At 32.0% G+C, this 12,028-nt stretch carries 13 protein-coding genes, 1 rRNA gene and 1 pseudogene; 14 read left to right on the top strand and 1 reads right to left on the bottom strand.

Annotation, left to right across the window (positions count from 1 at the left end; translation table 11 throughout):
- The 10 genes from ABDH49_08955 to ABDH49_08910 all read left to right on the top strand — a co-directional run.
- Positions 1-250 (top strand): 16S ribosomal RNA (locus tag ABDH49_08955); the annotation flags it as partial.
- 560 nt (positions 251-810) lie between these two features.
- Positions 811-1,749 carry a SpoIID/LytB domain-containing protein gene (locus ABDH49_08950; protein MEN3047079.1) on the top strand — a complete coding sequence of 313 codons (939 nt, stop codon included), beginning with the start codon at positions 811-813 and terminating at the stop codon, positions 1,747-1,749.
- 30 nt (positions 1,750-1,779) lie between these two features.
- Positions 1,780-2,025, top strand: a complete 246-nt coding sequence (locus tag ABDH49_08945; GenBank protein ID MEN3047078.1) for a T9SS type A sorting domain-containing protein — start codon at positions 1,780-1,782, stop codon at positions 2,023-2,025.
- Between the two features lie 8 nt (positions 2,026-2,033).
- A complete protein-coding gene (locus ABDH49_08940; protein ID MEN3047077.1) occupies positions 2,034-2,435 on the top strand; it encodes a hypothetical protein in 402 nt (133 codons plus the stop codon).
- A gap of 106 nt (positions 2,436-2,541) precedes the next feature.
- A complete protein-coding gene (locus ABDH49_08935; GenBank protein MEN3047076.1) occupies positions 2,542-2,736 on the top strand; it encodes a hypothetical protein in 195 nt (64 codons plus the stop codon).
- A 102-nt stretch (positions 2,737-2,838) separates the two neighbouring features.
- On the top strand, positions 2,839-3,156 hold the full coding sequence (locus ABDH49_08930) for a nuclease domain-containing protein (GenBank protein MEN3047075.1): 318 nt from the start codon (positions 2,839-2,841) through the stop codon (positions 3,154-3,156).
- A complete protein-coding gene (locus ABDH49_08925) occupies positions 3,147-3,512 on the top strand; it encodes a hypothetical protein (GenBank protein ID MEN3047074.1) in 366 nt (121 codons plus the stop codon). Before ABDH49_08930 ends, ABDH49_08925 begins: the two co-directional genes overlap by 10 nt.
- Positions 3,513-3,539: 27 nt before the next feature.
- Entirely contained in the window at positions 3,540-4,301 is a 762-nt protein-coding gene (locus tag ABDH49_08920; protein MEN3047073.1) for a hypothetical protein, read from the top strand.
- A gap of 249 nt (positions 4,302-4,550) precedes the next feature.
- Complete coding sequence (locus ABDH49_08915; GenBank protein ID MEN3047072.1) at positions 4,551-4,790, top strand: hypothetical protein; 240 nt, start codon at positions 4,551-4,553, stop codon at positions 4,788-4,790.
- 314 nt (positions 4,791-5,104) lie between these two features.
- The gene (locus ABDH49_08910; protein MEN3047071.1) at positions 5,105-5,392 is read left to right on the top strand and encodes a hypothetical protein; all 288 of its coding nucleotides are present in this window, start codon (positions 5,105-5,107) and stop codon (positions 5,390-5,392) included.
- 208 nt (positions 5,393-5,600) lie between these two features.
- Here ABDH49_08910 and ABDH49_08905 read toward each other — a convergent pair whose 3' ends face one another.
- The gene (locus tag ABDH49_08905; protein ID MEN3047070.1) at positions 5,601-5,945 is read right to left on the bottom strand and encodes a hypothetical protein; all 345 of its coding nucleotides are present in this window, start codon (positions 5,943-5,945) and stop codon (positions 5,601-5,603) included.
- Between ABDH49_08905 and ABDH49_08900 the strand changes: the two genes are divergently transcribed.
- The 4 genes and pseudogenes from ABDH49_08900 to ABDH49_08885 all read left to right on the top strand — a co-directional run bounded on the left by ABDH49_08900 (position 5,935) and on the right by ABDH49_08885 (position 12,028).
- Complete coding sequence (locus ABDH49_08900; GenBank protein MEN3047069.1) at positions 5,935-6,537, top strand: hypothetical protein; 603 nt, start codon at positions 5,935-5,937, stop codon at positions 6,535-6,537. The genes ABDH49_08905 and ABDH49_08900 overlap by 11 nt on opposite strands.
- Positions 6,516-8,174, top strand: a complete 1,659-nt coding sequence (locus ABDH49_08895; protein MEN3047068.1) for an NAD(P)H-dependent oxidoreductase subunit E — start codon at positions 6,516-6,518, stop codon at positions 8,172-8,174. Before ABDH49_08900 ends, ABDH49_08895 begins: the two co-directional genes overlap by 22 nt.
- Positions 8,167-10,890 carry a formate dehydrogenase subunit alpha gene (gene fdhF, locus ABDH49_08890; GenBank protein MEN3047067.1) on the top strand — a complete coding sequence of 908 codons (2,724 nt, stop codon included), beginning with the start codon at positions 8,167-8,169 and terminating at the stop codon, positions 10,888-10,890. The genes ABDH49_08895 and fdhF overlap by 8 nt, the downstream gene beginning before the upstream one ends.
- Before the next feature lie 321 nt (positions 10,891-11,211).
- A pseudogene (locus ABDH49_08885) lies at positions 11,212-12,028 on the top strand (DUF2357 domain-containing protein).

Here is a 12,028-nt window from a genome sequence, read left to right as displayed (position 1 = left end):
CCAAAACCTGCCCCCAGTTCGGATCGGGGTCTGCAACTCGACCCCGTGAAGCCGGAATCGCTAGTAATCGCCGGTCAGCAATACGGCGGTGAATACGTTCCCGCCCCTTGTACACACCGCCCGTCACGCCATGGGAGTCTCGAATGCCTGAAGGCTCTAGCTTTGTCTAGAGCTGAAGGCAGGCGAGATGACTGGGGCGAAGTCGTAACAAGGTAGCCGTACGGGAACGTGCGGCTGGACTACCTCCTTTCTAAAAGGAAATCTTAACCTCCTAAATATACCCAACCCCTTAATTAATTCTAAAAACTCAAAAAGAGTGAGAAAGGTACTAATTTTAATTTTTTTAGGCATAAAAAATCCAGAGGGAAAAATACACTATCCCTACCTACAGGAAAATATATCTTTCAATTTTACTCCAAGAACTACTCTCCCCTTGAAACTTATTTCTTCATAAATCCTAAAGAATATCTAAACGTCACTATTTACCTTACACCCTTAGAAAAAACAGACCTTTTTCCTCCTAAAAAAGAAGGATTAACCGGAATTCGCGGATACATATCAGACGAAAAAGGTAACCCCTTAAAAAACGTAGAAGTTACATTCAAAGGAAAGAATTTAAAAAACTATAACAAACGATAAAGGAATATTTGAACTCTGGATAGAAATAAAAGAAGAGGAATACCTTTCTCCTGAAGATATTCCAAGAGATACAATAATTCTGAAACTTAAAGAAATTTTAAAGGCGAGTTTGAAGGTAAAGTAGAAGAGAATATCTTCAGAACTGTTTTAGATCCACCACCTACTATAAGGGTGGGTAAACCCTGTAATTGCCGAACCTGTAACGATGTAGTCGTTATGAGTCTTGAATACTACGTGTCAAGCGGACTTGATGATGAATGGATCGCTTCATGGGGACAGCATTCATTAAGAGCTGGCGCAATTCCTTATAGAAGTTATGGAACCTATTATGTAATAAATCCTTATAGTCAAAATTATGATATATGTGATAATACTTGTTGTCAAGTATGGGATGGCGATGATATTTATGCAAGTTGTACACTTGCTGCCTACGTAACAAACGGAATTTTACTTGAGAAAAATTCTAACTATGTCCGTTCAGAATATTCAGCAGAAAATAATAACTGTAGGTGTGGTGATGGATATAGTGAAACAGGGACAACCTGGCCATGTATAGAAGATCCTGTTTGCAGAAGTACAAGTTGCTATGGACATGGAAGAGGTATGTGTCAATGGGGTTCACGAAGATGGGCCTATAATCAAGGAAAATTATGGAAATGGATTGTAAATCACTATTATGAACCGGGGAATATGCATATTGCAAGTCCAATGAAAATAAATTCTATCAGTATTTCACAAAATCAATTTGAACCAGGTGATACCTTTATAATTTTTTACGACATCTATTCCTTTTGTGAAAAAAGACACGAAAAGATTCTGCTCGGTGCCTCACTATATAACACTAGTGTAGGTTTTATAGATGATCCACCAAATGATTCACTTGTAACTTTACCTATAGGAGCAAGCACAAGAGCAAGAAAATTTATTGTCCCTAATAAGGCCTCATATGGAATCTACGATTTATGGGCCGCCCTATGGTTTGATGTTGATGAAGACGCAAATATAACAGGTAACGACCTTGATTTATATTTACTTATTTTGAAAGATGCCATAAGTATTCAACCTGTTGAAGGAGAAGAAAAGTTACCACCAAATTTGTCATTTATATAGAATTACTCTAAAAAGTTTGGATTTTTTGAAATTTCACCTAACATAATTTTCCAGGTGACAGACATTACTTTTTCGATTCCGTCAAAAAGAAAAGTAGCCCTTGAAATTTTCGATATAAAGGGCTCAAAGGTTTTAAAGGTATTTGAAAGAGATTTTGACAAAGGAATCTATAAATATTCCTTAGATACAAAATATCTGAAATCAGGGGTTTATCTTTTAGTTTTAAAAAGTGATATCGGAGAAAAAGATAGAAAAAAAATTGAAATTTTAAGGTAGTATTAATTATGGCAGGCGAATTTTATTTTTCACCAAAAGAAATTTTTAAAATAATGGAAGATCTGGTTAAGTATTTAAAAGATCTTTATAGAGTTTATCTTAAGCAAAGACCAGAGATTGAAACTATGATAATTAAGGAAAAGCTTAAAATGGGGGTTATACAGTACAAATTATTAACAGAGACTATTTTTTTTGATGAACTTACAAGGGCCATTTTATTTTTACGGGTAAATCCTCATACAAAAATCGAATCTTGTAATGTATCTTATGAGCCCTACGAGATAGAGGAGATCTCCCCCGATACAATAACTTCCTATATTTCTCTTAAAAATTATGAAGTTTCAAAAATTTTAGCACCTAAAAAGGTTAATCTTTGTTTTATTAAATTTAGATTTTTTTCAACAAATTGAGTCTGAGTTTGAGGTAAGACCTACTTCTGTAATAAAGTATGTTCCTGCGTATAACAAAATTTATAAGCTCTATTCTAAATTTAATTCATATTGTGTTCCTTTTGAGATGGGAAAGCTTGAACTTAGCTCCTTTGATGAGTGGCTCCTTTTTGAACTTTGGGTATTTTTTGAGATTTTTAATCAGTGTAAGGAAAAGTTTGGTGAAAACTTTAGACTTGAAAAGTTTTTTGAAGAAAAAGAGAGAAGAATTAAACTTAAAATAGGGGAGTTAGAAAAAAAGAAGTTAAATCGTCTGCTATAGCATGGGATAACGGTTATACTCTTTATTATCAAAAAACTTTTGATTTTCACGAGAGTGAAAGAGGGATAGGTAGCTATACAATTAAAATAAAAACCGGATATTATGCTTTGGAATAAAAAAACGGATGAGATTTTAATTTTTGATGCTAAAAAAGTTTCAGTGAAAGGTTTAATAAGTGAGGAGGAGGTAGAAGAGAGAAGAACAGCTATAGCTCAATTACATCAATATAAAGAAGCAATTATTGATTTTAAAACAAAGGAAAGAGTTGTAAAAGGAGCATATGCTGTTATTCCAAGAAAAGCCCGTCTTCCTTTATCATATGAAAAATTTTTTGATGATGAATATAGAAAAAAATATGGGTTTGGAGTTTATGTTTTTGAGATTTTGGGAGAAAAGGAGGAGGTGCTAAGATGGATGTAAAAATAAAGCCTTTAAATGGGTTTGAGCATGTTGTGCATCCCCAGGAACCGGCAGAAAGGCATGAAAAGTTAAAAAAGTTTCTAGAGGAGATAAAAAGTTTATTAGAAAAAAATGGGATAAAGACAGGAGAAATAGAAGCTTTTAGTGACAATTGGACGTATCCTTGGTATTTAATTTATGCAAAATCTGATGTTGGAGCTATTTTAATTTCTATAAAGATAAGAAAGAGTTATGCAGAAGAATTATCTCACGAAAAAATAAAAAATGTAGAAATTGATATGCCATTTGTAAGTATTAGTTACGAAGATATAAAATGGAAAAGCTCTTATTCTTTTGAGACACCACAAATAAAATAAGGTGAAATCCGGACCACTGATGAAGAGATGAATTTTGTATTTCTTATTCCAGAGTATAGGAATTTATTCATGAGGGATGTTATAGAGTATCTTAAAAAAATAAAAAAAGAGGGTATGGTGGACTTAAATGATTTATTTGTCTCGTTATTTCCGAAATTGTGTCAAATCTTCTATAAAGTTCTTGAAATTCAAAAGGAAACAGAAGATTTTATTAAAAGAAATAAAAACTCAAGAGTATATTATTTGATAAGTGAAATTGATCCAAAATGGGATAAAGAATATATTCCCAGTCTTTTTCTTCGTTATTATCTTGAGGGAACTTCTTGTCGTCTAAGATTATTAGACAACAGTCTTAAATTTATTTTAAATGCACCATTGCCTACTGAATTTGGAGTCAAAGTAAAAGAGAAAGTAATTCCTTGGTTTGATTTCTATAAAAAAGAAGAAATTAATAATCCGGTTTATAAAGAAAAACAAATTTATTCAGTTAATCAAGTTTATAAAGAAGAACCTTTAACCTTTGAAAGTTTAAAAAATCAAATTTATAGTCTTAGAAAATTTAATATCTATTACAACGAAACCACACTAAAAAAATTCTATGCTGGGATAAACTCTGCAAATAAATTTGTCATACTTGTCGGTACAACCGGAACAGGAAAAACACTTTTATCATTAATTTTTCCAGCCATAAAACATAAAATTCTCGAAAAAATTGTTAATGAAAGTAAAAACGAAAGTGAACTAAAAGAAAAAATATTGCAGAAATTAAGAATTATATTTGCTTTTTAAGAGTTCAACCAAACTGGACAAGCCCAAAAGATGTGATAGGTTACTTTAATCCTATTACAAACAATTATGTAAAAGGACCTCTGTACGATTTTTTAGTAAAGGCAAACGAAAACAAAGAAAAATCCTATTTTCTTATATTAGACGAAATGAACCTCTCCCACCCTGAACACTACTTCTCCGATATCCTAAGTGCTATGGAAACTAAGGGAGATATTTGCATTCACAATAATGATGAAATTGAAAGGAAACATGGAATTAAAAAAAAGAATTACTTTCCCCTCAAATCTTTATATAATTGGTACAATAAATTTAGATGAAACCACAAAGGAATTAAGCCCACGTTTAAAAAGTCGCGCCTTCTATATAGAACTTTTAGCAGATTTTGAAAATTACATTAAAAATTGCAGTGACGAAGAGAAAAAAGAAATAGCAAAAATTTTAAAAGATATCGATTCTCATCTAAGAGAAATTGATCTTGGACTCGGTTAGCGCGATATTAAACACATAAACAGAGTATATAAAACATGGGGGAAACCTTGACGATGCACTTGTAAATAAAGTAATTCCAAGAATTCGCACAACTAACGAAAAATTTAAAATTTTTGCCGAAAAATTAATCAAAGAATTTGAGCAAAAATATCCTGAATTTGTTAAGGGGTTGAGAAAACTAAAAGAAAAATTTGAATTCCAAGGATTTGTAGAATTACGATAAATCTACTATTTAAACAAAATTTCGGTTAGACTTTTGATGAGCCAGTTCGTCTTTTTCAAACGTTGTGAAATTATACTTTATAATTTAAATCATGGAGATAGCACTTTCAATAATAGGTTTTGGAGTAACCTTTTTAGCAGGGGCTGTTACATATCTTGCCTGGAGAAATGAAAAAATTACAAGGGAAAATAATTTGAGAATTGTTGAAGAGATGCGTAGAGGATTTGAAAAAATGCACGAGGAGATTAAAATAGGATTTGAAAAAATGGAAAAGGGGTTTGAGGAGATGCACAAAGATTTAAAACTTATCGCACTTTTAATTCTTGCAGAAACAGAAGAGGAAAGAGAGAATCTTGCAAAAAAAATTCTAAGAGAATAAATATCTTTCCTGTTCAATAATTTTTAACCTGTGGGAAGGCAAGTTGACTAATTAAAGTTTTAACCAAAATTTTACTTTAAAGATTATCTTTTGTCTTTACTTTACACATCCCCACTTAAAACTTCAAAATTTTTAACTCAGTTTCAAAATCATCCCTTTATCACTTCAATTATTCTTCCTTACTGTGAATTACTTGCTCATTTAAAATCTATTTAGTCTTTCCTTCTATTCTCTCAAGAATTTTTGTTTGATTAAGCAAAATCTCAGCAATTCTTTCCTGCCCCTTTTCAATTCTTTCGAGGATCTCCATTACAGACTTTTGCATTTCAATACTCATTTTGTGCACTTCAATAAATGTTTTATTAATACTTGTAATTTCTTTTGCAGCTTCTATAAACTCTTTTACATTCATATTACTCTTTTGTATCTCTTTCACTTTCCATAGGTATGCAAAGAGGATTCCCAAGATAACCGTAATAAAGGCCAAAATTATTACATAACATAAAATTGCCCTTTTTTGTTCTTTCTCATATAATTTTTCTATGAATCTCATCGCTATTTCTCTTATAGCAGGTTCTTTATGGGGAATAGGTGAAATTCTCATATGGGAACTTCTAAGAGCTTTAAATGTAAATATGAAATCTCCCTTTGTTTTTGCCTATGGAATTTTAATCCTCACTTTATCAAGAAGTATTTATGATAAAAAGGGAATATCAATTCTAACAGGTTTAATTGCCCTATCTTTTAAATTTCTTCATTCAAAAATATTTTTATGCCAACTCGTCGCTGTAATGATACAAGCTCTTTTCTTTGAAATAGGATTTTCACTAATTCCATATCTAAGAGCTATTTTAATTCCCCTATTCTCATCCTATTTTAGCTTTTTAGGATTTGCTCTCACAGCAGTATATATTTTAAAAATTCCAACATGGGTAAAAAGAGGAATCTCAGGCATTAACCACTACGTCCTTGTTAACGCGAGCATCGCCTTTATACTCTCACTTATTACTTTCAACTTGGCAATAATTCTATATAACTACTTTTTATCAAAAGAAATTAAGAAGATGAAGTTATTTTATGAAAAATACGGCCTTATCTTTTCAGTTATACTCTTTTTAATCTCATGGCTGATAATAAATTTCTAATAAATAGAATTCATGAAGAAAGGGGCTATGTGGGAAAGGAAAAGGCAGAGGTTATAGCAAAAGAAAGAAAGGAAAAATTAGCAAACCTCTATGAATTTTTATCTTTTTACAGTTTATTTCATACTAAACCGAAGGGAAAAAATATTATAAGAGTATGTAAGAGTCTTTCCTGTCATTTAGAAGGAAAAGATAAAATAATTTCAAAATTAAAGGAGTTACTTAAAATTGAAATTGGAGAAACAACACCTGATGGTGAATTTACACTTGAATACACAAGTTGCTTAGGCGCCTGCGCTCTTTCCCCCGTTATTATGATAAACGACGTTCTTATACCTAAAGTAACCTGCGAAAAAATACCTTATTTAATTAAAGAATTCAAGGAAAAAGAGCCCTCACCCCTTAAGATTCCAATTTCAGCACCTTATGAAAAACTTCTCTTAAGAAACGTCTATGAAATAGATTCCCTAAGTATTAAAGACTATCTAAAAAGAGACGGCTATAAAGCACTTGAAATGGCTTTAAGAAAAGAAAGAGACGCCATAATAGAAGAGATAAAGAAAGCAGACTTAAGAGGAAGAGGAGGTGCAGGATTCAAAACAGGATTAAAATGGGAGCTTGTTAAAGAAGAAAAAGAAAAACCTAAATTTGTAATATGTAACGCTGATGAAGGAGAACCCGGAACATTTAAGGATAGGGTCTTAATTGAAAATGACCCCCACTCAGTTATTGAAGGGATGATAATTGCAGGATACGTAGTTGATGCAGAAAAGGGATTTGTTTATATTAGAGGGGAATATGGAAGTGGCCTAAAAATATTAAAAAACGCAATAGAAGAAGCTAAAGAAAATGGATTTCTTGGTAAAAATATCTATGGAAGCAACTTTTCTTTTGATATTGAGATTATAAAGGGTGGAGGAGGCTATATATGTGGAGAGGAGACCGCCTTAATGGAGTCAATAGAGGGCAAAAGGGGTGAGCCAAGAAAAAAGCCTCCCTATCCCTCAGAAAAAGGACTATTTGGAAAACCGACTCTTATAAATAACGTTGAAACCTTTGCAAATATACCTATTATTATTTCAAAAGGTGCAGATTTTTACAAAACTCACGGCACTATATTGTTGAGCCTTTCAGGAGACCTGAACTTTAAGGGAGTTTGTGAAATTCCCTTTGGAACTTCCCTTGAGTACGTAATAAAAGAAATCGGAGGCGGTATAAAAGACGGAAATTTAAAATTTTTAATTCTTGGTGGGCTTTCTGGAAATCTTTTATTACCATCCCATCTTAATATAAAAATGGATTATGAGTCTTTATCAAAAGCCAATCTCTCCTTTGGTTCAGGGGCAATAATTGCAATAAGCGATAAAAGGTGTTCAGTTTGTATCTCAGAAAATATAATTGAGTTTTTTATGGATGAAAGTTGTGGCAAGTGTATTCCTTGTTCAATTGGAACTTATGAAGCATCCAAAATCATAAAGAATATAATAAAGGGGGAAAAGGAAGATATTAATCTATTATTTGAAATAGCTGAAACTATGGAACTTTCCTCATTTTGCCCCCTTGGTCAGACTTCCTTAAGAATAATCAAAAGCATTGCTAAAGAGTTTAAAGAAGAATGGGAGTTTCATAAACATGAATGAAAAATATATAAACGTAAAAATAAATGGCAAAGAATATTCTTTCCCTCAAGGTTTAAAAATAGTAGAGGCCTGTAAAAAAATAGGTATATATATTCCAACCTTATGTTTTTTAAAGGAAGTTTCAGAAGAGGGAAGTTGTGGAATATGTGTTGTTGAGATAAAGGAATTTAAAAATCTTCAGAGAGCCTGCATAACTGAAATAAAAGACGGAATGGAGATAACTACAGATAGTGAAAAAATTTACAAAGTAAGAAAAATGAACCTTGAGTTTATCCTGTCACTTCATCCTCCCGAATGTATAACCTGTGAATCTGACGGTGACTGTCTCCTGCAAGATCTTGCATATAAATTTAACATTCCAAGTAGCAGATTTTTTAAAAAAGAAGAAATAATTTATAAAGAAACAAAAGCTTGGGAAACTAACCCCTTTATAAAATTTTATCCTGAAAAATGTATTCTATGCAGAAGATGTGTAAACGCTTGCAAAAATAGAGCAGCTACTTATGCAATAAGTGTAGAAGGAAAAGGTTATAAGATAAAAATAAATACTCCATTTGAACTTCCACTTGAAAAAACAGATTGTGAGTTTTGTGGAATATGTGTAGAAGCCTGCCCCACCGGTGCCCTAATTGAAAAAACAAGAATAAGAAAAGGGAAAATTTTTCACTTTAAAAAAACAGAAACAGTTTGTGCCTATTGCGGCGTTGGATGCGAAATTATTCTTTATACCGATGAAAATAATAATATTGTTATGGCTAAGGGAAAAGAAGACTCACCAGTCAATAGAGGTAGACTTTGCGTTAAAGGTAGATATGGATTTGAATATGCAAATAGTAATGAAAGATTAACAAAGCCCCTTATAAAAGAAAATGGAAATTTTAGAGAGACTAGTTGGGAGGAGGCAATAAATTATGTTGCAAAAAGATTAAAGGAAATCAAAGAAAGATGTGGTCCTGATTCAATAGTATTTCTTAGTTCTTCAAGATGCACAAATGAAGATAATTATGTTTTACAGAAATTCGCTCGTGCAGTAATTGGAACGAATAATATTGATAACTGTGCAAGGTTATGCCATGCACCTAGTGTGGCTGCCCTTAGTAAGGTACTCGGTGCAGGTGCTGCAACAAACCCTATTGAAGATATTAAAAATACAGAGGTTATGTTTGTAATAGGCTCAAATATGACAGAAACACATCCTGTTATCGCCCAATTAGTTAAAAGGCATAAAAGGAATGGAGCAAAACTTATTGTATGCGATCCAAGAAGAATAAACCTTGCCGAATACGCGGATATATTCATACAACACTATCCCGGAACAGATGTAGCACTTCTAAACGGAATAATGAAAGTGATAATAGACAAGGGATATGTAAATAAAAAATTTATAGAAGAAAATACGGAAGGTTTTGAAGAATTTTTGAAGGTTATTTCAAAATATGATCTTGAGCTTGTTTCAAAAATTACAGGTGTTGAAAAAAACTTAATTGAAAAGGTGGCGGAAATTTATGGAAGTGCTGAAAAGGCGATGATTTTCTATACGATGGGAATAACGCAGCATAAAACAGGAACAGATGCTGTTTTAAGTATTGCAAACCTTGCACTTTTAACAGGGCATATAGGAAGTAAAGGTAATGGAATTATGCCACTGCGGGGACAGGCAAACGTTCAAGGTGCCTGCGATATGGGATGCTTACCTACCTATTTGCCTGGTAATCAAAGAGTGATAGATAAAGCGGCTATGGAAAAGTTTGAAAAAGAATGGAATGTCAAATTGCCTGAGAATCCAGGAATTTTTGTTTCAGAGCTTGCCCATCACATCTTTTCAGGGAAAATTAAAGCTATGTATGTCATGGGCGGGAATCCCTTAATGACATATCCAGATTTAAATACTTTAGAAAAAGCCTTAAAAGAACTTGAATTTATTGTAGTTCAAGAAATATTTCTTTCAGAAACAGCAGAGTTTGCTCATGTAGTGCTTCCTGCTGCGTCTGCTTATGAAAAAGAAGGGACATTTACAAATACCGAGAGAAGGGTTCAACTAATAAGACCTGCAAGGGAAAAGCCAGAGGGAACAAAATATGATTGGGAAATTTTATCTTTAATTGCTAAGGCGATGGGATACAAAATGGAATATAAAAATCCTTTTGAAATTATGGAAGAAATAAGAAGGTTAGTGCCCTCTTATGCAGGGATTACTTATCAAAGACTTGAAAAAGGTGGAATTCAATGGCCCTGTCCCTCAGAAGATCATCCTGGAACTGAAATACTTTATGAAGGAGGTAAGTTTAGAACGCCAAGTGGTAAAGCAATCTTTAGTCCTGTGGAATTTATAGAGCCAGATGAGATGCCCTGCGAAGAATATCCATTTATCTTAACAACGGGAAGGATTCTCTATCATTATCATGGAAGAAGTGAAACTAAAAGGGTAAAAACGCTTGAGTCCTTTGTACCAAAAAATTATGTGGAAATATCAAGAGAGGACGCCGAAAGGTTAGATATAAAAGATGGGGAACTTGTGAGAGTTATAAGTAGAAGAGGGATTATAGAAATAAATGCGAAAGTTTCTGATAGACCGAAAAAGGGAGTTGTTTTTATATCTTTTCATTTTAGAGAGGCAAATGCAAATATATTAACGAATCCTATCTTAGATCCAGTAGCAAGGATTCCTGAACTTAAGGTGTGTGCAGTAAGAATTGAGAAGATAGAGGGAAAATAAAAAATTCAAAATATGATTGCTTTTTTAATTTTTTTATATAATTTAATTCAACACAAGGATTCATAAAAATTGAAAAAATTTAAGGATTTTATATTTATATTTAAAAAAAGAAGAAAAAAAGAGTGAAATAGAGATTAAAAAAGTGAAGAAACACTTGGAACTTTAAAAGGTAAGATAGAGTTAGTCAATTTAGAGAATTATCCTGATTTTTCTCCCCTTTGGATTTACGAATTTGAAAATTATGAGTTTGAAAGTGAAAATGGATAGGAATTAGATGAAGAATTAGAAGATAGTGAAAAAGAATATCCTTTTAAAAACTATATCGGAAAATCGGAGATTATTTTAAAGAAAAACGGTGAAAAAATTTCAATTCCTGTTGAAGTTATTTCTAAAAAGTTGAGTACAAATGAAAAAGATCCTCTTTTTTACCCAAAATTTTATAAAAATATTGTTTCTTCAATATGGGAGCATATTGCAACTCTGCCATTTGATATAATCTCACCTACTTTTGCCCTCTCATCTTATATTTCTCCAAAACCTTCTACTCCACTCTTTACATTTTTCTTTTTAAAAAATAATAAAGAAGAGCTTAAAAGTGCTTTAAATATAATAAGGGCAAACCCTTATAGAATTTTAAAAGAGAAAAAAAAGTTTGTTGAAATAAACAGAGTTTCTTAAATTGATGCAGACACAATTTATAGCATTTTAACAAATCCACAATTTCTTTATCAAACAGAAAGTTACGGTTTTGAAGTTGAAGGGAAACATCATGCACCAATAAAAGTTTTATCACCTTTAAAATATGAATCTCTTGATAATCCTGAAGATAGGTTCGTTCTATATTTTCTTAAAATTCTTTCTCAGGATATTGAAAATTTATTTACAAAAATTAAAAGGGAAATCCTTCAAGAGATCATTGAAATAAAGGGCTTAATTGATGACTTTTTAAAAGACCCATTATGGGAAGAAGTTGGAGAACTTTATATATTTCCTCAAACTTCAACAGTTTTAAGGATGAGAGACGGTTATAGAGAATTATTTACTCTTTATTTAAAATATCTCTTCGCAAATAAACCATTTGAAAAAATTGAAGAAACAATAAATTTGAGAAAAATTTATGAACTCTATGAATTTTGGT

The organism is Candidatus Hydrothermales bacterium, assembly GCA_039630235.1.
Lineage (GTDB): Bacteria > Hydrothermota > Hydrothermia > Hydrothermales > JAJRUZ01 > JBCNVI01.
Note: the sequence above shows the minus strand (reverse complement) of the source record. Positions and strands in the feature narration are given on the sequence as shown.